The organism is Paenibacillus sp. FSL R7-0340 (assembly GCF_038002205.1).
GTDB lineage: Bacteria > Bacillota > Bacilli > Paenibacillales > Paenibacillaceae > Paenibacillus > Paenibacillus polymyxa_B.
The window spans coordinates 2,255,764-2,275,735 of sequence record NZ_JBBOBY010000001.1 but is presented as its reverse complement, the minus strand read 5'-3'; the positions used below and the strand labels follow the sequence as shown (position 1 = coordinate 2,275,735).

Below are 19,972 nucleotides of genomic sequence, written 5' to 3'. Positions count from 1 at the left end.
TACACCTTTCCTAGGCAGGAGCATAGGATAACACAACTAATCTTGAAGGAGTGAAGCAATTGAATTCAAATCAAATGCTCAATTACAACGTTAATCAACCTTTTCCTCACCATCCTACCTCTCACCACGTCGTGGTGCACCCTGTAGATCCATACGTCGTAGAAACATTAAAATCGGTGATCGGCAAGTACGTTGTACTTGAGACAACACGTGGCAGAATTGATGGATGCGTAGTCGATTGTAAGCCCGACCATGTCATTTTAGATGTATACGGAAAAAAATTCTTTGTTCGAATCAGCGAAATCGTATGGATCATGCCCAACTAAACAAATCAGACATTAAAAATCCTCGCAGATCCCGTTCCGGATTCGCGAGGATTGATCATGATATGATTTGGCTAATCGAGCTCTCCTGCCAGTGAAGCCCGGAGTTCATCTATCGTTCCGTTGTATTCATCCAAATCGACTTGGCCTTGAATACCCGGAACACTGCCTGTGCTACTGTACTGCCAAGCCCACCAGTTATTCCAAGCTGGAACCGCGGTCGGCTTTTGCGTAGTGCTGTATCGGGCTACCCACAGTTTATACATAGAAAATGTAGGATCAAACTTGGAAGCAAAAACATTGCCCGTGTATACGATTGGCTGACGCCCGGTAAGCCTCTCCATTTCATCCAAAAAGGCATGAGCCACTTCACTAATTTGTGCAGGAGTAAGACCTTTGGGGTTATTTTCATAGTCCATCACAGGGGGCAGATCTAGCCTGCCTCCTGCTGAATCTATAGCCCTGGCAAAATTAGCTGCTTCCTGACGAGCTCCATCCGCGGTAGTAGCATTCAAAAAGTGGTAAGCGCCAACCAAGATGTTAGCATCTCTGGCACCCTGTACATTTATCAAAAATTGATTATCTTGATATTTTGTGCCCTCTGTAGCTTTAATAAAAGCAAATGTCTTACCTGCCGCTGCCACTTGCTGCCAATCAATCTTGCCATTATAGTGTGAGACGTCAATTCCTTGCGCGTGTCCATCAGAAGAAATCGCAGGTACAACAGGTATGGTAGGTATAACGTCCTCGGTAGTTGATGGCTCCTCCGTTTCCTGATCCAACGCTATAACAACCTTACCATCATCCGCATTGAGTACATGAAAGGGTGTGCTGTGATTAAGATCAACCACAATACGTACCGATGCGGGGGTTGTACTAAACATGGAGTATCTTACTTGGGAAACATCTGGATCTTCAGTGACTGGAAAACTTCCTTGTCCACTACTGTCAAATGATTGCGATGCTAGAAATTCCTCAGAAAACGTTGAACTAGGTATGTCTACAACAATACGGTCTGCATGAGTCAACGTAGTTACTTTGGGGGTTGCTTTTCCATTAACAGCTATAGTCAATTGGTGATTAGCGAAGCTAATTTGGTTTATAGCTGTACGCGCACTCTCTTTAGGATTACTTACAGCTGAAGTAGCAGAATGATCATGAGTGGACTCGCTATTGTCGCTTGAAGTAGGCGGAGTCGTCAGGAACACAGTTTTAAGCTCGTTGTTCCAGGCCACATCAATCCCTGTCTGTTCAGACACAAAGCGAAGCGGAACATAAGTCGTCCCCTCTCTAAGCAAAGGCGCTACAGCCAATCCCATTTGATGATCATTGACAGAGGCTATGGGATTGTTGACCTGAAGACTGAGGTTAAGATTTTGCTTATGTATAGTTATGGTCCCTGTCTTGGACTCCCAATTCACGCTATAACCCAATTCCTCTACAATGAGACGGAGTGGAACCAGTACATTCCCCTTTACTTCTTGAATCTGAACACCTTTGCCAACACTTATATCTTTACCATCCAACTGAAGATGTGAACTCGAAGATGCAGCATGACTTTCTCTTGGAAATGCTAGTAGAAACAGAAACAAAAAAGCAAATAAACAAATTTTCTTCATTATGTACCCTACCATTCTCTAAATTTTCGCTTATGAAATTCTTGCACTCTATGATTCTCAGGACCTCCATTTTGATAGACGCGAATCATATGTAAAAAGTTACGATTAATTCAGTATATATTTCAGTCTTATCATACAAAAGTACTAAAAAACTCTGCCAGCTATACAGCAAGCAGAGCTTTTTCCAGTTTTATTAATCTAGTTTACTAGCAATCTTATCACAAACGAATACTTCATGTTCACACTGTTAAAAATGTTAACCCTATAAGAATGATCGAAGTAACAGACAGTACCAGTAAGGGAAGCATTGCTTTCTCCCGCAAAGCCTTAAAGCTCACATTCAGCCCCATGCCTACCATAGCCATCGTTAACATAAAGGTGGTAACTTGAGAAATTCCGTTCGTCAGACTAGATGGAACTACAATATATTTTCCAAAAACATAGCTGCCCACAATACTTGTAGCCATAAAGCCGATGAGGAACCAGGGGAACTCCACTTTAGCGTCTGTACGAATTTTTCCAGTTCGTTTCATCCAAACCATTAAAACAAAGCTGAGCGGTATGAGTAAGAAAACACGCCCCAGTTTGGCTAATAAGCCCATTGCAAGTGCATCCTGTCCGGCAGGCGCTGCAGCTAAGGCCACATGTGCAATTTCATGTAAACTGATACCCGACCAGATTCCATATTGCATATCCGTCAAAGGAAGCCAGGGCCGAAGCACAGTAAACAAAATGGCAAATACCGTTCCAACCAAGGCAATGAGTCCTACCCCTATGGCTGTATCCTCATCTTTGGATTTTAACAAGGGAGAAACCGCTGCAATCGCTGCTGCACCGCAAACTCCTGTTCCAATACCAAGAAGAAGCGAAAGCGAAGCATCTGCCTTGAAACGTTTTGCCAACCAAACCGTAAAAAAGATGGAAAATACAACAGTGCCCACATCACGCAAAAGTAAACCAAGTCCATGATGAATGACAACATCCATGTTCAACTTCAGCCCAAATAACACAATAGCTCCACGTAGTATTTTCTTTGCTGAAAACTCAACTCCCAAGCGCACAGCTTCAGGGTATCCCCACAACTGTCGGTACAGAATAGCGAGAAACATGGCACAAGCCAATGGACCTACATAATGAAAGCCTGGCAATTCGTTCAGGCCATAGCCTGCCAAAGCAAATAACATCGTGAGGACAATGCCAAATATACGCTGGAATAATCGACCTCTGTTCGAAAATAATTTGGTGTGTTGTGTATGACTGTTCATGGTGAACCCCTCCAATTCTACATGCATCCAGCTTAATATGTTTTTTGTCATAAGAAAAATAAATCATTATAATAATGATAATAAGTAAATAGATATGATGAATTTGGAGGAATGGGCCTTGGACCAATCTTTAATCGTATTTGTTATGGTCGCGGAGAAACAAAATTTCACACGAGCTGCCGAGGTGTTACACATGACCCAACCTGCGGTAAGTCAATATATTCAAACGCTGGAACGTAGCGTAGGAACCCGCCTCCTGGAGCGTAGCAATAAGTATGTACGCTTAACCAAAGCAGGTGAAATTGTGTATCATCATGCTCAGGAGATTATCCGTCTCCATACACGGATGCAGTATTTGGTGGACGAGCTGATGCATACAGCAAAAGGAAACCTGTCGATCGGCGCAAGCTACACGTATGGCGAATATGTGCTGCCGCATGTGATCGCGCAAATGAGGGTCCGGTATCCACTCATTCAGCCCTCCATTACCATCGGCAACACCCAGGAAATTGAAAAACTCATGATCCATAATCAACTGGATGTAGGTATTATCGAAGGAGAATTTCAGCATGACCATTTACACATCGAATCATTTGCTGATGATAGAATGTATATCGTCGTTCCGCAAAATCACCGTTTGGCTGGTAAATCTCAAGTGGATGTAAGTGAGCTGCAAGAGGACATCTGGATTCTGCGGGAAGAAGGTTCTGGAACCCGGGAAGCGGCTGAAAAAATGTTTGCACGGTTTCAGTTCTCCCCTTCTCATATGATGAATTTTGGCAGTACACAGATCATCAAAGAGTCTGTAGAAGCAGGCTTGGGGATTTCTTTGCTGTCCCAATGGGTCATTCAGAAGGAACTTGCTCTGGGAACATTAAAAGTACTGGATATTCGTAATCTTCCGGTTATTCGAAAATTCTCCTTCCTAACTCCTTCTTCGACATTTGAAACGAAAGCAAGCACCGCTTTTTTGGAGATTTTGCGAAGTTATAATGTGAAAAGGTAAAGTGCAGAAACAACGAAAAAAGCACCCATTAAGGTGCTTTCAACATAATCATTATCATGTTTTTTTATGAGGAAAGATGATCCTTACCATGATAGAAGAAATGAGAAAAATCAGCGTAGCTTCCTTGGAATTGTTGCATATCATGAGCAGCAATACCTACAAAATTTCCTGTAAAACCCCCGGATAAAAAGCTGATATCCTGCATTTCAAAAAGCCGCTTCCAAGCAGGTTTGTCTCCGACTCCATAATAAAATTGCCCGTGGGATGCATGGACTTCCACAGCTAAATGTATAGGAAGATCGTCCTGAAGCGTAATTGCTTGAGGAACTAAGGTAAATGTATTGGCTTCACATCGCATCATGCGCAGTACCTTCCCTTGCCCCTCCTCATAGCTAATATAGGCATACAAATAATCTTCTTCATTAAGGTACAGTAGTAGCCCCGCCATTTGTAAATAGCTTGTCGGCTTATACTCCAATGCTGTTTCTACCCGGAAATGATGATCCGTTTGCCGAATGGCAAGCACGTGATGCTGGAACAGACTTTGAATGGATTCTCCAGCCAGAATGCGAAGGTAGCCTGGGCGCTGGCTTAATGAACACCAGCTATCGTCCGCCAGGATACGCAATGTGTTCCACGTTTTATCTAATGTGGGTCCCTCGAAAAAATCCTCAAAAACATAACTCTGCTGCTCTTGCTTAACCGAGAACATCCCTTGAGGTGCGGGTACCTCCAATTGAGGTGTATGGCCCCCAGCAGTTAATCGCAGCCAGCCTTCATCATTCCAGTACACTTGCTGCAAGGCTGTTTCCCGTCCTAAAATGGCATATTTCCCCTCTACTGGACGTGTGCATAAATGAGCCATGTACCATTCGCCGTCTGGTGTTTGTACAAGACTGCCATGTCCTGCGCATTGTAACGGGAAATCAAGTTGATCACGTGACGTAAGCATTGGGTTGTGCGGGTCTACTTCGTATGGCCCGGACATCTGCTTCGAGCGTGCTACGGTAACGGCATGCCCCGTACCCGTTCCGCCTTCCGCTGTAACAAGATAATAATATCCGTTTTGCTTGTAGATGTGAGGCGCTTCTGTTTTCTTTAAAGGAGTACAATCAAAGATTTTAACAGGCTCGCCAATGAGCTGTTGTTGCTTGCTGTCATACTCCTGCATGACTATACCGGAAGATTTATTGCTTTCCAACATGCGGTAATCCCACAATGCGTTCAACAGCCATTTACGTCCGTCCTCATCATGAAATAAAGACGGATCAAATCCGCTACTGTTAAGATAAACGGGGTCCGACCACGGTCCTTGGATCGTAGGCGCCGTCATCACAAAATTATGAACATCCTTGAACGGACGTTTGGTGCTTTTCACATCCGTATAGAGCAGATAAAAAAGGTCATCTGCATAGCTAAGCTGCGGTGCCCAAATGCTACAATTTTTAGGATTACCTCTTAAGTCAACCTGATCGGTCAAAATATCTGTGCAATGCTCCCAATTTGCCAAATCTTTGGACTGGTACACCCGCACTCCAGGCAGCCACTCAAACGATGACACCACAATATAGTAAGTATCTTCGACACGTGTAATACACGGATCGGGATTAAAGCCTTTTAATATGGGATTTTGGATCATCATGAGACCTCACTTCTCCTTACTTCCAAAATGTAACTTCAGCAAAAACCTGTTCCTTGCTCCATGCTTCTGTTCCCGCTTCAAAACAATCCGCCCACGGAACACGCTGCTTACGTAACGTAGCAACTTCATCGTGTCCGTTATATTCTTGATAACAGACGGTTTTCTCGTTCGCAACATTGTCCCAATTGTCCCAGCCACGTGGGTCAATATGATCGCCCATTTTACAATCGACAAATACGGTCTTGGCATATTCCCGCCACGGACGCCCCAAAAAAACCGGAGTAATATCAGGCTCTGCAGTTAGGTAGCAATGGTTGAATACATAACCATACGCTTGTCCTTGCGGCGTAGAGGCAGCTGTAACGTAGCTCGTTTGGTTCTTATGATGGCGTAAACTGCGAATTTCGCAATCTTCAAAATACGCGGTAGCCCCACCAAAAATAAAGTCCACCGTACCCTCTATATAACAATGCTGATAGAGCTGCCGATAGTGCCTATGATGCTCCTTCAAATGGATTCCACCAAACTGGAGTCGTTCTTTCGGTGCAGGAGGTAGAGGGCCTGTAAATAAAGTATCCTGGTGTCCTTTAAAGGTACAGTTTCTAAAGACCGTTTCATCACAATGAGCGTATACCGCAACGGCCTGCCCAATGGCTTCTCCCTGTCCTGCCGTGTTGGAAATCGTGAGATTTTCCAAGATCAGATGGCTACCGCCTAAAAATAAAGTAGGTGTCGCAAAGGTCCCTATTTCCTCACCCGCTTCATCCCGCTCCTTGGCATACCGATCCATTCGAATCTCTACCTGCCCAATGCCTATAATATGAAGATATGAACGGTAAATTCGTACCTCTTCCTCATAAGTACCTGATAAAATAGTTAGCGTTTCCATTTCGTTGGAAGCCGACTGCTCCAATACAGCAATCGCCTCCTGAATCGTATGGAAATCACAAAAGGATTCTTTTCCAACTAGCATGGTTACCCCGATCCCTTCATTTGATTTACAGGTGTTCAGCTAAAAATGACTGCCACGCCGTTCGCATTTCCAACGTCTCCATATGTCCACCGCCCGCAATCACAGGCTGCCAATGCTCAGGGTGACCTGCCTCCTGGTAAGCTTCCAGCAGCCCTTTTGCCAAATGCTCGACTCCTTCAATAGGACACATCCGGTCATTTTGACCTGTTATACTCATCCGTGGACGAGGTACGATCCGCTTTTGAATATCCAAGGTGGTAAAATGCTTCAGCAAGCCGGGGACATAGGAGTAGAAGCCATGATGGTCCAATCCCCTTTTGGCGATCAGCGTATGGGCATCTACCTGTCCACAAATATCAACCGTGACCTGTATCCGTTCATCTAACGCAGCCATCCACCATGCCATGAGTCCACCCATCGACATACCGATTGTTCCGATACGAGAAGCATCAATGTCCTCACGCTGGCACATATAATCCACCAAACGACGGTTATCATACAGCATCATGCCCCACAGCACTTGGCCCTGCCAGAGCATTTCCTTTACCAGCTCGCTCTCGGTTTTGCCTCCACGTTCATTAAATCCCCACATGTCAATGCAGCATACACAGTACCCCATGTCTGTCAGAGTTGTAGCAAACGAGGGCTGCTGTAAGTAAGAACTGCTATGGATCAGTTCCTTGCGCCCGTTCGTATAATTGCCTCCATGCGAATGGTTAAAAACGACCAATGGGAACGGACCGTTCCCTTGTAAGGGTGTAGCTACATAAGCGGGTACAGACTCGATCCCGTTCAAGTCCAGCAGGAGACACTCCAGTCGATATCCCTCACGCTCTTCTTGATTCAGCAGAGTTGCCGTTACAGGGCGATCTGCCGGAAGGTCTCCCAACAATGCTTGCAACTTATCCACGTTGTACCTCCTTTCATGCCCTCCTAATTCATCATATTTTGTTCAGAAGGTTGTATCGTTACTTGTTCTATCAGCTTTTCGGGCTGAGCTGTATTCTTCGAATGGCAACGATTGATTTCAACGTCTTCCCCATTTTCAATATAAAAGGCAGGACCTTCATGATTCTCAATCGTCACATGTTGAAAACGAATATCCTTCACGTTACCTAGATAAAAACCACGGTTGTTCATATCTTCTATCCCTGTCATCATGGCCGGACGACCGGGAATTGCATTTTTAGCCATAGAAATATCAATATTGGAAAATGTGATTTCAGCAATATATCGTTCTGCAAGTCCGTATAAGAATCCAGCAGCCGCATGAACCTGTCGTGCCGTAATATCGGAAAAATGGATTCGTCTAAAGCACGGGGTTTCATCGGTAATCGGATAGGGATTTTTGTCCCACACATATTTGTCTTTGCCCCGAGGGCCGCAGAAATAATAAAGATTCAGAATAAATGGACAAATTACATCTTCCATCACAATGTTGCTGACGCGAATATCCTCGATGCTTCCGCCACGTCCTCGTCTGGATTTCAGACGTATGCCCCGATCCGTTTGCTTGAACACGCAATTGCTGATCGTAACATTACGAATGTCACCACTCATTTCGCTTCCCAGTACGACTGCGCCATGTCCATGCACCATCGTACAGTTGGTAATCGTAATATTTTCACATGGAATTCGCTCTTGTGTATCTTCGGTTCCTGCTTTGATCGCAATACAGTCATCGCCCACATCTATATTGCAGTTGCTAATACGAACATTGGAACAGGATTCAGGATTAATGCCATCCGTATTGGGGGAGTCCGCCGGGTTAAGAATGGACAAATTATCAATTGTAACGTTATAGCAAGCGATGGGGTTTACAGTCCAACTGGGGGAATTTTTTAACATAACATCTTTAATGGTAACCCGCTGACAACGGTCAAAGCTGATTAATTTGGGTCTCGGATACTGTAACTCCTCTGGATGATTGCGGTGCTTTTCCCACCACGGCTGACCATTTCCATCCAGCGTTCCGCTACCTGTAACTGAAATATTCTCAAGGTTCTGCCCATAAATGCATGACGCATGCACTTCCCGCTGAACGCCTTCCCATCTGGATTCTACTACAGGGTAATCAGCCAGTTCCGTACTAAAGGACAGAGTTGCGCCAGGGCTTACATGCAGCTCAATGTTACTTTTCAGAAAGATAGCACCTGTCAGATACGTCCCAGACGGAACAAAAACGGTTCCTCCTCCAGCATTGCTGGCCGCTTCAATCGCAGCCGCAATCGCTCCCGTAGCCAGCGTCGTGCCATCCTGAACTGCTCCATAATCTACAATGTTATACAATTGCATTTCGTTCTCTCCTGTCTTTATATTTTGTGAATGTTAGATCCATTTTGTATTGGAAAAGCATAAGCTGCCCCCGGATTTCAACATCCAAGAAATTATTCAAGGAGTCTGGGGGCAACAGCCATGCTCAGCTATTATTTTTTCGTTTTCTTATACGCTTCCTCGTACTCAGCAGTAATCCGTGATCCACCGGAGTTTTTCCAGTTTTCTACGGCTGCTTTAAATCCTGCTTCGTCAAGCTCACCCATAATAAATTTGAAGGAGGCGTCGGTAATGATTTTCTCCAGCTCTGTTCCTTGCTCATTAGCGGTGACTGAATCCAGTGGCACGGTTGGGTCCAGAACAGCAAATTCATTATTTTCTCGGACTAATTCATTAGCCAGTTCCTTTTCTGGATTGGCATCTTTTAAGTTGTAGGTCACTTCACTTGGTCTGGAGCTTGAAAACGGCTGAACATCTGCTTGCCACAAATCTGTATTCGTAATTTTGAAGGCTCCATCTTTTTCGATCTTATAATGAGTGCCTTCTATACCGCCGGTCATATACATATATACATCTTTGTCAATTAAATCATCTACAAATTGCAGCAGTCTCTTCAACTCAGCTTCTGTTTTTACTTCGGATTTCGGAAATGCCAGCAAACCTCCTACTCCGCTTCCCTCAGACCATACGTGGTATTTGCCATCTCCATTCGAAATCTTGTTAACCGGTACCAGCTTCAGCCCCTTTTGTAAGCCTTGGGACAAGGTTCTGAGGTTAGAGATATCGATCATACCTGTATAAATACCTGCTTTACCTTGTGCAAATTGTTGTTGCTGGTCCGTTTTAGCGGTTACAGCAAAGTCTTTAGAGAGATATCCGTTTTTGTATAATTTATTGGAATACTTTAAGGTCTCCAAATATTGAGGAGTATCAAATTCCGGCGTAAATTTTCCGCTTTCATCTACTTTCCAGCCATTAGGTGTGCCAAAGTAGGAACTTAAAGTTTTGAAGCTGCTGTAGCGTAGATCCGATCTGTCAACGAACCCAGTCGTATCATTTTTTCCATTTCCATCCGGATCATCTTCTGTAAACGCTCTCGCAACTTCATACAACTCATCCAGTGTCGTCGGCACCTTCAGTCCCAAGCGATCCAGCCAATCCTGGCGAATGACCAGACCCGCCCGAGCCAGATTCTTCTGGAACGGAACGCCATACAGTACCCCTTCAATGGATGCGGCTTCCCGAACTTCAGGCGGGATTTTCTTCAAATTTTCATAATCATCCAAATACTTTCCTACATCCCAGAATAGCCCTGATTTCAAAGAGCTTCGTACTGAAGAATTTGTCATCATCGTCAGAGTCACCATATCGGCCAATTCGCCGGATGCAAGCGCGGTAGTGATTCTCTCTTCTTTGGAAGCGTCAGGCACCCAATTGAACGTGATTTTAGAATTGGTGTATTCTTCAATTTTGCTTTTGATCGTTTCTGTAGGCGGAGAAGCTGTATGCAATACGTTTAACCAGGTAAATTCCAGTTTGGACTTCGGATCATAGGTTTGGCCGCTTTGATCCTCAGCTCCCTTGTCACCGCAAGCAGCTAAAAAAACACTCATGACCATTAGTACAGCAAGAAGGCCCGATACTCCCTTTTTCGTCGTGATTCCCTTTTTCATCGTGTTTGCTCCTTTTCTGTTTATATATTTATGCCATATCTTCCTCTTTCACCAGAACCTCTCGCTCTATTTTGCTGAACACCTGATGCGTCATCCACATCACGAGATAACCCATAATACTTGCTCCGGCAAAAGTTAGAATTCCTGGGTACAAGCCTAGAATCAATGCAAAAAGCACGACAATGGCTACAAAAAGAACAAGCGTATATTGTAAATACGAAAATCCAATCACTATCGACATTTTGACCTTCAGTCCGATACCTTTCCAATCATAGTGAGCCAGCAGCGGGAAAATGTAGGCCAAAGAGATGAGATACAAAAAGGCTCCAATAAGCGTCACCACACGAACATACCAGGACGAGACGTTGACTATATCCACGTAGAGCACGTAACCCACAAGGCTGTAAAGCCCGCCAATGATTGCTGCTTCTTTAAAGCTTTCTCTAAAGTAACGTACAAACGTCGAGAAAATGGCGACTTCCTCATTGCCCCGAATCCACTGCCTTAAAATACTAAGCATAGCAACGGTTGCAGGCCCAACGCCTATAAAACCCAAGCCCAGAATCGTCGCAACCGTCCAAAGCAAGTTAAGGTAGACCAGGCGCAGCAGGCGCATGCACCATTTGTTCATGTTTTCTACAAACCGTACCATTTTGCATCCTTCCCGTCGTCATTAGTAAACGCCGTCTTCACCAAATTTCTTGGCCAGTCGATTGGAGCCCATAATCAGGATTAACCCTACTACACCTTTAAAAAGTCCTACCGTCGTACTGAAACTTAATTGTCCATTCTTTAAGCCCGCAGTATAAATGTAGGTGTCAAAGATTTCGGCAACCTCGCGGTTTAATGAGTTCAATAGCAGATACATATGCTCAAAGCCCAAATCCAACGTGCTACCGATCTTCAAAATTAATAATGTAATAATGACTGGGCGGATCGCAGGCAAGGTAACGTGCCATGTCTTTCTCAGGCGTCCAGCTCCGTCCATCTCTGCTGCCTCATACAATTGCGTATCTACCACTGTAATCGCAGATAGATAAATGATGGTAGACCAGCCGAGTTCCTTCCAAATCACTTGCCCGATGTAGACGGTTCGCAGCCATTGAGGAGAAGTTAAGAAGCTGATCTTCTCACCGCCCAGCGCGGCAATCATTTCATTCAGCACCCCACCGTCTACGGTTAGGAATACATAAGAAATCGAAACAATGATAACCCATGACATAAAGTGCGGGATGTAGATAATGGTTTGAATAATGTTTTTAAAAAACATCTTCCTAACCTCGTTCAGCATGAGTGCCAAAATGATGGGCAATGGAAAAAAGATTACAATGTTCAGCGCAAACAAAACCAGTGTATTACGAAGCAGCATAAAAAACGTAGGCTCGGTAAACAAACGAATAAAATGCTTCATTCCTACCCATGGACTGCCCGTGATTCCCTGAAAAGCTTGATAATCCTGAAATGCAATCACCAATCCCCCCATAGGAAAGTACTTAAAAATAATGAAGTACACCAGTCCGGGTAAAACCATTAAATAGAGCAACTTGTGTTTCTGCATTCGTAAAAGGCTTTCTGTCGTTCTTTTGTTCTTTTTCATTTTCATGTTTGGTGCGGGGACACTTGAAACTTTCATTAGTTCGACCTCCTTCAAACGTTCCTGTATACGTTTTCAAGAGTACGCGATTTTCAGCATTCCGCATATAATCATCAAATGATAGCGTTTACAAAATTGAGTATACAGCCTACTTTTCAACCTTTTCACCTTAGCTAATGATTACAACACAACCTAATGATCATCCGCTTTTCTCCATGATTAGAGAACACCTCAAGATTTGATTATATACGGAATTCTTTCCTCTTGATAAGGTTGACATGTAAACGATTACGAGGAGGTCAACCACATTGACGCAACCATTACGAAAACAAAAATTACGAAAAAAAGAATCGCTGGGCAGCCGTATTTTCAACATTGTAAACAGTACACTATTGATTCTCATTGCCCTCACTTGTCTCTTACCTTTTTTGAATATCATCGCCAGCTCTTTTGCCTCAACTGAAGAAGTGATAGCCAAGAAGTTCATTTTATTCCCCGTTACTTTTTCCTTGGATGCCTATCGCTATATTCTGTCGACTCCCACCATTTTTAGAGGTCTCGGGGTTTCGGTTGGAGTAACGGTCGTCGGTACAGTTGTAAGTATGATATTTACTGCTTTTATGGCTTATGGATTATCCCGAAGATATCTACTTGGCCGCAATACGATTAACTTCATTGTCGTGTTTTCTATGTTGTTTAGTGGGGGGATGATTCCGACATTCCTGGTTGTAAAAAGCATGGGGCTTATCAATTCGTATTGGTCCTTGATTCTTCCCGTGGCCATTAATGCGTTTAACCTGATTATCATGCGTAACTTTTTTCAGGCGCTGCCAGATGATTTGGAGGAATCAGCCAAGATGGACGGGTGCAACGATTTTGGTATCTTCTTTAAAATTATGTTGCCGTTAGCCCTGCCTTCTATTGCAACCATCTCTCTATTCTACGCTGTTGCCTACTGGAATACGTATATGCACGCCATTCTCTATATTAATGATTCTGCCAAATGGCCGATTCAAGTCTTGCTACGTCAAATTGTAATCGTTTCCAGTGGTATGCAGGCAGAAGGAACTGCTGTAGATGTCATCCCGCCTGCGCAGACGATTAAGATGGCAGTCATTGTCATTGCGACCGTTCCGATGTTAATCGTGTATCCATTTGTGCAAAAGCACTTTGTCAAAGGAGCTTTATTAGGAGCGGTTAAAGGCTAATTGGCTTGCTTCATCTTTCGGTAAGCTCCTGGTGTAACCTGTTCCTTTTTCCGAAAAGAGCGGATAAAGTTTTGCGAATTATGATATTGCAGTCGCTCAGCGATTTCTTTAATCGTCATATCGGTCTCAACAAGCCATTTCTTGCCCATTTGTAACCGGTAGCCCATTAGATATTCACTAAACGTCGTTCCGTATTCTTTTTTGAAAATGCTGCTTAAATAATTCGGATTGTAATGAAGTCGGTCTCCAATGAGTTCTAATGATAATTCCTGGTCATATTCAGCACGGATAATAGCCGCAATTTTCTCCGAGAGACAGCGGAATTGCTGATTGGTCTTCTCCTTCATGCTTTTTACCATGGGGAAAATAACTTGCTCTATCAGCATACGTTCTATCTCTTCCGGGTTACGGATGTCCAGCAAACGATGATACAAGGCATGGTTGTCTTGCGTCAGCAGCACTTCAATCCCTAATAGCTGCTCCAATTGGATGAGGTTATTCACAAACCGTACCAACAGCACTTCAAAGTTCATGGAATGATTGTTTTTTATCATCATTTCCTCCAATAAAGAGTGCACGGTATGGTATACCTGCTCTTCGTCCCCTATTCGGATGGCATCAAACAGTTTTGATTCCAATTCCGTAGGATAATGAAGCAGCACCGGACCTGAAATGACCATGGAAATATCTTCATAAAAAATAATTGATTCTTTGCCTAAATTTAAACGGTGATGCAAAGCTTGCTTGCTCATCTCACAGGCTTCTTTACTTTCTAATAAGTTATCATACGCCGTACTAATGCCGATGCTGATGGATACATTCAAATACTCTTTTACGTTTCGAACCAAAAGGGTCGCATCATCTAGGACTTGCTTTCTCATTTCCTGTTCGCTCTTACCTGTCAGAATTAATATGGTGGCCTGAGTGTTATCGTTCAAAATGATGGGAAGCATTCGCTGCTGCTCTGGAATCGTTTCTTCTACGATTTTATTAATAGCCAGCAGCAAAACATCTTTATCCGAGGGCTCTCGATCTCCCAGATTATCCAGTTGGACTAACAAGGTAATATACATTTGATTCTCGATCGGCGGATAACCCAAGCGTGGCATTTTTCGTGCCAATTCCTCTGCAGAAATACGTTTGCGGAACAGGTTGAGAATCAATTGGGTTTCCAACTGTGGCATTTCGGACTGAATGAGACTTTCCAAGCTTTCTTTCTCGGTTACAATGTTATCGATTGAATTAATAATCCATTCAATTTCATTTTTAGAAGGTTCATTTTTGAAAGCGAAATTAGGATTTTTAGGCAAGCTTCGTTTTATTTGCTGAAATGGCTTTGTAAAGTAAATGGCAATGAAGTACGCCACTACCACCATTAAGAGCGTTAATACAAGTCCCATCATGATGATCCCAAATTTGGTCGTTTGAAAGGCATCCGCAATTTCTTTCTTATCTAATACCGTTAAGTAAGTCCAATTGTTGTAAGCAGATTTGGCATAAATGACTTGTCGTGCAGGCTGCTGATCCGTTTTCTCCAAAGTTAACATACCTGTGTTGTTCGGCTTCACTGCAGCTTCTGAAATATGCTGAAGCTGTTGGGTGGACAATAATTGTTCAGCAGGCTGGGTTTCATACATTAAATCGCCTTGTTTATTCAAAATAAAAACAGCCATATGATCCTCGGTTTGAATCGTATGATTTAACGTTTGCAGCGAAATATCCGACAAAGCAATGGCTTGCTTCTTCTTAGAGAATACAGGCAAGGTATTAACAAAACGAATTCCTTTATCTGTTTTAACCCAGAATAGTCCCTTCTCTTGGTGGTCGATATAGGTACTAATCAGCTTTTCTCGTTCCGTTTTCGTCAAATAGGACAGGCTTCCATTGGAGATTCTCCAATTCTGATTTAGACTGATTAGCGAATATTCCGTTCCCTCTAATCCCATCGTAGCAATATAATTGAGCTGAGTATTCACATTCCGATACGCTATAAAATCTTTTTCTGTAATGGGATTTTTCACAACATCATTAAAGGAACTGGTCGTGCTATACGTATTAAAAGCATATTCAATCGTTTGAATTTTCTGCTCCAGACTATTTCTGATCTGTGCCATGTAGCTTTGCTTGGTATTGGAAACTCTCTCCACAACGGAGCTAATTGTTGTAAAATAGATGTAGCTGCCAAAACTGGCCACCAATCCTATTCCCAAAACCAGAATCGTAATAAAAATAGTATAGAACATTCTTCCTTTTTTCATTGCGCTCCCCCTCTGGCTCTTTGCATCACAACAAAATTATAGCGCTTTCATAACAAGGTTTAAATCATTTTTTTCACGTGTGCATTATTTTTTACATCCGTATCATTCCAATTTAAGTCGATTTTGTTTGGTTTGCGGCAGTTAAAAAGAAATTTGGAGGAGTTATTTATGTTACATGTTGTTAGTCCTAAAGAACCGATTATAAAAGAAGAATTTCCGTCAGACACTTCCTTTCTCTCCCTCTATCCCGTAGCAGTTCGTGAAGCTCGTCCTTTTATATTGGTATTACCTGGCGGTGGCTACGAGCATTTGGCCTCACATGAAGGAGAGCCTATAGCTCGGTGGTTGAATGATCTAGGTATTCATGCGGGTGTGCTGGAGTATCAAGTCGGCGATTTCGAGATTATTTCCTTGTTGAAGGATGTAGAACATGCTCTGCAATGGATTCGCCAAACACCGCATGATTGGCTAGTCATCCCTGATCAAGTGGGGCTCATCGGTTTTTCAGCAGGCGGTCACTTGGCCTCCATTGTCTCCACTATAGGGATGGTAAAACCAGATCTTCTGTTGTTGGGATACCCTGTAATTTCATTTCATGAGCCTTATACACATATCGGAAGCCGTACACATTTTTTAGGGGAACAGCCGACGCTGGAGCAGCTCCAAGCCTTTTCATCCGATCGGCAAGTAACTTCACAGACACCTCCAACTTTGATGTGGACTACAGCCAATGATGGCGCTGTACCGGTAGAAAATAGTCTGTTGTTCGCTTTTTCATTATCCAGAGAACGTATTCCGTTTGAACTGCATGTATTTGAGGAAGGGCGACACGGCTTGGGGCTGTCAGAGGACAACCATGAATGCCATCAATGGCTTAATCTGGCGGAAACTTGGCTTCAAAAACATGGATATGCTCAGGCAAGGCAACAGATGACAACTCGACTGTTTATCGCTGGGGACTCCACTGCAGCTCAAAAAGGGGCTACCGAAAAACCGATGACAGGCTGGGGCGAACACTTGCAAAGCTACTTGGCACCGTCTGTTCATGTGGACAATCGTGCCGTCAATGGACGAAGCACCAAATCTTTTATAGCAGAAGGCCGGTTAGCTGATATTGAAAAAGATATTCAAGCTGGAGATTATCTGTTTATTCAATTTGGACACAACGATGAGAAAAAAGAAGACCCCACTCGCTATACCGATCCTGATGGAGAGTATCGTCAAAACTTAATTCAATACATTCAGTCCGCTCGGGAGCGTGGTGGAATTCCAGTGCTATTGACCTCTGTAAGCCGCCGCCGCTTCAAAGCAGACGGTGAACCTGATCCGCTGGCTGTAGGAGCCTATCCTGCTGCCATGAGACAAGTAGCCGCGGAAACCAAAACACCCCTGCTCGATATTTTTAAAGCTTCTCAGCAGCTATATCGTTCAATGGGTGGAAAAGAGTCACAGCAGCTATTTATGCATTTGCCTGAAAAAACGCATCCTAATTACCCCGCTGGTGTAACGGATAATACCCATTTTTCTGACGAAGGAGCCAAACAGGTCGCCCAGCTTGTAGCGGAAGCAATTCGACAGTGTGCGGAACTGTCTGCATTAAAACAACGTATGGTAGAAAGGAATCTAGACAGCGATGAGAGGCTTGCACACCAACTTGTCAACTGATATCAAGAACTAAATAGATACAAACACAAAACGGACTTGGAGCTAATCACTCTGACGTCCGTTTTTTATTCCGTGTGGATCAAAGACTATACAGCTAGGAGAATAGTTCAAAAGTATGGTAAATAAAAAACTTAAATTGTTATATTTTAATTCTTTTGTATTTTATAGGACTTTAGAATCGTTTTGTTGTATTATTTTGACAACATTTGTCGAATTAAGTGAAATCCATAACTTTACATGGTATATTTTAGGAGCTCAGATCATACATAAGGAGGATTTTTTTATGAAAACTAAGAAAATATTATTATCAACAGCTATGTCTCTGGGACTTATTGGGAGTATTATCGTCCCTAGCGCGTCCGCATCTGTAGGCCCTTCTCCGGTAATTACGCCTGTCGTAGAAGTTAACGGAGTATACTACAGAACGGCTACGTTGCCACGTAATTATTCCTATGCGTTGTCAAATTACCCAGGGGATACTTATAAAGTGGCGAGCGGAAATGTCACCGTCTCCGCTTCCGGGGTGGTAACAACTACTACTGCAACGACTGCAAGAGTTGAGATTTACGGCGGTAACGGTAAATTGAGAATGGTGTACACTGTTAAGGTGTCCTAAGATAAAAGCAGTGCTATTTTTATGGGTCGAAAAGAACTCATATTAGCTTTTTTATCAGCGGAATCCTTTATTAGTTTTCATTGAACTCTATTAACCGACTCTTGAGAAGTTTTATTTAAATGCTCCTCAAATTGAGTGCCAAATGCTCGAACGTCCTCTTTTCTAAACTTTCGTGAGATCAATAAAGATACCCCAAAAAATCTAAGTCTCCCTCACTCCAATCTATCTTTCCTACTTTTTTAATCATTATTCCATCAATTTTCTCAAAGCCTATTCCATTTGTAATAATTTTTTCATTATCAATTTTTAACCATTTAATTTTGTTCTTTACAGGCTTATATCCATTTCTTAAATACAAGTTCATATTATCAGCAAATAAAAGTATAAAATCAATATTTCGTGTAACGGATAACTTTTCAATTTCTAAAAGCAGTGCTGAAGCTATTCCCTGTGATCGAACATTTTTTGAAACACACAAATCAATTAAACCCAGTACTCTTATGGTTTCTCCGTTTAGATTCATTATCCTATAATCTAATCCAACATGCCCTATAAGTTGATAATCATGGTTAAAAGCTAGAAGTCTAAAATGTGGAAGTTGCTTGAAATAAATTCTATCCGTAGGGTAGATTTCTGAAAAACTGTCCATTAATAATGCTTGTATACTGGCTGCTAACTCTTGACTTATGTCATGTTCAAAAACTTGATCTATTTTCAAAATACCACTCCCATCCTTTTACCTACTTTAGCACTCTTCTACATTTAAGTGTGACAACTGTACGTGAATTGCGAAGGAATACTTCCTACTTACTGAAGCGGGTGATTTTTTTCTTGTTAATTCTAAAGGGGCTGTTGTATTAATTAACACAAATATAATTAGTGATCAATTTTTTGAACAGCCTACTATTCAGATTTATCAAGTATCCAAAAAAGAAAAGCACATAGCAATAACGTTTGAATATGGACCATCAAATACACTGTTTTATGCTTATCAATATAAAAACGGTACATTATTTAATAAACTTTCCATTATGGGCGATCAGGGTGTACAAGTTGATATAAAGGGAACCGTTAAACAATATTGGAAAAAGTACAGACCTGAGGGAGGATGGAATTTAGCTATAGCGACGTATTCATGGAATACTTCAAAGAATAAGTACCTCGGAGCAGGACAGCTGCCTTAGTTAAACATCTCTATTGAAATGCTCACGTTTAAAGTCATCTAAGGAAATACACTGGGACTCACACCAGCTTTCAGTCAGTGGAGTCCTCTTTTAGATCTAAAAGTAAAACTCACTAGTCCCTAATATTTTCTAAAGTAGCGCTTCCCATCTCCTGTAGGCATAATAACCTTCTGGTCCCTACCCCGTCATTCTACCCGAAATGTAGACCCTTCCGTCCACACAATATAGTCAAATCAGGCATCGAAAAGACGATATAACGATCGCAAAATGATTTCTGAAAGCTGTCCGTTATCAAAGGTATGACTGGGAAACCGATAAGTTATCGGAATGGCATACTGTTCCTGCTGGCGGCATTGTCATAATCGAAGGAGTATATTCCATCCGAAAGGAACTAGAAGACAAATATGACTTCAAAGTTTGGGTTGATTGTCCACGAAAAATTAGGCTTTCAAGAGGTCTTGAAAGAGACGGAGACTGTACTCGTGGGAAGGATTATAATCGCTCCCTCATAAAGGGGCTACTTTCCTCCATTTTCTCACCCTCTATAAACAACAAAAAAACCCTTGCTACGCAAGGGTTTTTGAGGAAATGGGCCCTGAGGGACTCGAACCCCCGACCAATCGGTTATGAGCCGACCGCTCTAACCAACTGAGCTAAGGGCCCTCAAAAAAA

16 protein-coding genes, 1 tRNA gene and 1 pseudogene are annotated in these 19,972 nt (G+C 42.7%); 6 read left to right on the top strand and 12 right to left on the bottom strand.

The genetic code is table 11. From position 1 onward, the window contains the following. Positions 1–59 precede the first annotated feature (59 nt). Complete coding sequence (locus tag MKX59_RS10115; protein ID WP_025719729.1) at positions 60–326, top strand: DUF2642 domain-containing protein; 267 nt, start codon at positions 60–62, stop codon at positions 324–326. Positions 327–397: 71 nt separating this feature from the next. Here the strand turns inward: MKX59_RS10115 and MKX59_RS10110 are convergent, their stop codons facing one another. Continuing rightward, positions 398–1,942, bottom strand: a complete 1,545-nt coding sequence (locus tag MKX59_RS10110; RefSeq protein WP_340858374.1) for a GH25 family lysozyme — start codon at positions 1,940–1,942, stop codon at positions 398–400. Between the two features lie 239 nt (positions 1,943–2,181). Next, the gene (locus MKX59_RS10105) at positions 2,182–3,207 is read right to left on the bottom strand and encodes a YeiH family protein (RefSeq protein WP_053325755.1); all 1,026 of its coding nucleotides are present in this window, start codon (positions 3,205–3,207) and stop codon (positions 2,182–2,184) included. 118 nt (positions 3,208–3,325) lie between these two features. Here MKX59_RS10105 and MKX59_RS10100 point away from each other — a divergent pair, with 118 nt between their 5' ends. Beyond that, complete coding sequence (locus tag MKX59_RS10100; protein ID WP_023989411.1) at positions 3,326–4,213, top strand: LysR family transcriptional regulator; 888 nt, start codon at positions 3,326–3,328, stop codon at positions 4,211–4,213. A gap of 64 nt (positions 4,214–4,277) precedes the next feature. Here MKX59_RS10100 and MKX59_RS10095 read toward each other — a convergent pair whose 3' ends face one another. From MKX59_RS10095 to MKX59_RS10065, 7 genes are all read right to left on the bottom strand, one after another. Beyond that, complete coding sequence (locus MKX59_RS10095; protein ID WP_310166673.1) at positions 4,278–5,855, bottom strand: glycoside hydrolase family 43 protein; 1,578 nt, start codon at positions 5,853–5,855, stop codon at positions 4,278–4,280. Positions 5,856–5,871: 16 nt separating this feature from the next. Further along, positions 5,872–6,828: a pectinesterase family protein gene (locus MKX59_RS10090; RefSeq protein WP_023989413.1), complete on the bottom strand. Its 957-nt coding sequence runs from the start codon at positions 6,826–6,828 to the stop codon at positions 5,872–5,874. Between the two features lie 25 nt (positions 6,829–6,853). After that, positions 6,854–7,738 (bottom strand): dienelactone hydrolase family protein, encoded by an 885-nt coding sequence (locus tag MKX59_RS10085; protein ID WP_023989414.1) that lies wholly within the window; start codon positions 7,736–7,738, stop codon positions 6,854–6,856. A gap of 23 nt (positions 7,739–7,761) precedes the next feature. After that, complete coding sequence (locus tag MKX59_RS10080; RefSeq protein WP_340858372.1) at positions 7,762–9,123, bottom strand: glycoside hydrolase family 28 protein; 1,362 nt, start codon at positions 9,121–9,123, stop codon at positions 7,762–7,764. 131 nt (positions 9,124–9,254) lie between these two features. Beyond that, positions 9,255–10,775 (bottom strand): extracellular solute-binding protein, encoded by a 1,521-nt coding sequence (locus MKX59_RS10075; RefSeq protein WP_028540499.1) that lies wholly within the window; start codon positions 10,773–10,775, stop codon positions 9,255–9,257. Between the two features lie 28 nt (positions 10,776–10,803). After that, positions 10,804–11,427: a YesL family protein gene (locus tag MKX59_RS10070; RefSeq protein WP_023989417.1), complete on the bottom strand. Its 624-nt coding sequence runs from the start codon at positions 11,425–11,427 to the stop codon at positions 10,804–10,806. A gap of 21 nt (positions 11,428–11,448) precedes the next feature. After that, on the bottom strand, positions 11,449–12,408 hold the full coding sequence (locus MKX59_RS10065; RefSeq protein WP_023989418.1) for an ABC transporter permease: 960 nt from the start codon (positions 12,406–12,408) through the stop codon (positions 11,449–11,451). 269 nt (positions 12,409–12,677) lie between these two features. Between MKX59_RS10065 and MKX59_RS10060 the strand changes: the two genes are divergently transcribed. Beyond that, positions 12,678–13,577 (top strand): carbohydrate ABC transporter permease, encoded by a 900-nt coding sequence (locus MKX59_RS10060; protein ID WP_028540498.1) that lies wholly within the window; start codon positions 12,678–12,680, stop codon positions 13,575–13,577. Here the strand turns inward: MKX59_RS10060 and MKX59_RS10055 are convergent. Next, entirely contained in the window at positions 13,574–15,835 is a 2,262-nt protein-coding gene (locus MKX59_RS10055; protein ID WP_023989420.1) for a helix-turn-helix domain-containing protein, read from the bottom strand. The two genes, MKX59_RS10060 and MKX59_RS10055, sit on opposite strands and share 4 nt — an antisense overlap. A gap of 168 nt (positions 15,836–16,003) precedes the next feature. Between MKX59_RS10055 and MKX59_RS10050 the strand changes: the two genes are divergently transcribed. Both MKX59_RS10050 and MKX59_RS10045 read left to right on the top strand, forming a co-directional pair. Next, entirely contained in the window at positions 16,004–17,500 is a 1,497-nt protein-coding gene (locus tag MKX59_RS10050) for a GDSL-type esterase/lipase family protein (protein WP_069080402.1), read from the top strand. Between the two features lie 283 nt (positions 17,501–17,783). After that, positions 17,784–18,116: a hypothetical protein gene (locus MKX59_RS10045; RefSeq protein WP_068942323.1), complete on the top strand. Its 333-nt coding sequence runs from the start codon at positions 17,784–17,786 to the stop codon at positions 18,114–18,116. Positions 18,117–18,294: 178 nt separating this feature from the next. Here MKX59_RS10045 and MKX59_RS10040 read toward each other — a convergent pair whose 3' ends face one another. Continuing rightward, positions 18,295–18,834 carry a GNAT family N-acetyltransferase gene (locus MKX59_RS10040; RefSeq protein ID WP_076295457.1) on the bottom strand — a complete coding sequence of 180 codons (540 nt, stop codon included), beginning with the start codon at positions 18,832–18,834 and terminating at the stop codon, positions 18,295–18,297. A 752-nt stretch (positions 18,835–19,586) separates the two neighbouring features. On the opposite strand from MKX59_RS10040, the pseudogene MKX59_RS10035 reads away from it, so the two are divergent. Beyond that, a pseudogene (locus tag MKX59_RS10035) lies at positions 19,587–19,787 on the top strand (uridine kinase); the annotation flags it as partial. 102 nt (positions 19,788–19,889) lie between these two features. Here the strand turns inward: MKX59_RS10035 and MKX59_RS10030 are convergent. Continuing rightward, a tRNA-Ile gene (locus MKX59_RS10030) sits at positions 19,890–19,963 on the bottom strand. Between the last annotated feature and the right edge of the window lie 9 nt (positions 19,964–19,972).

Excerpts from the sequence above, each read along its gene's own strand:
- MKX59_RS10045 (WP_068942323.1), top strand. The coding sequence starts at position 17,784 with ATGAAAACTAAGAAAATATTATTATCAACAGCTATGTCTCTGGGACTT.
- MKX59_RS10080 (WP_340858372.1), bottom strand. The coding sequence starts at position 9,123 with ATGCAATTGTATAACATTGTAGATTATGGAGCAGTTCAGGATGGCACG.
- MKX59_RS10095 (WP_310166673.1), bottom strand. The coding sequence starts at position 5,855 with ATGATGATCCAAAATCCCATATTAAAAGGCTTTAATCCCGATCCGTGT.
- MKX59_RS10070 (WP_023989417.1), bottom strand. The coding sequence starts at position 11,427 with ATGGTACGGTTTGTAGAAAACATGAACAAATGGTGCATGCGCCTGCTG.
- MKX59_RS10110 (WP_340858374.1), bottom strand. The coding sequence starts at position 1,942 with ATGAAGAAAATTTGTTTATTTGCTTTTTTGTTTCTGTTTCTACTAGCA.
- MKX59_RS10075 (WP_028540499.1), bottom strand. The coding sequence starts at position 10,775 with ATGAAAAAGGGAATCACGACGAAAAAGGGAGTATCGGGCCTTCTTGCT.
- MKX59_RS10050 (WP_069080402.1), top strand. The coding sequence starts at position 16,004 with ATGTTACATGTTGTTAGTCCTAAAGAACCGATTATAAAAGAAGAATTT.
- MKX59_RS10065 (WP_023989418.1), bottom strand. The coding sequence starts at position 12,408 with ATGAAAGTTTCAAGTGTCCCCGCACCAAACATGAAAATGAAAAAGAAC.
- MKX59_RS10105 (WP_053325755.1), bottom strand. The coding sequence starts at position 3,207 with ATGAACAGTCATACACAACACACCAAATTATTTTCGAACAGAGGTCGA.
- MKX59_RS10055 (WP_023989420.1), bottom strand. The coding sequence starts at position 15,835 with ATGAAAAAAGGAAGAATGTTCTATACTATTTTTATTACGATTCTGGTT.
- MKX59_RS10090 (WP_023989413.1), bottom strand. The coding sequence starts at position 6,828 with ATGCTAGTTGGAAAAGAATCCTTTTGTGATTTCCATACGATTCAGGAG.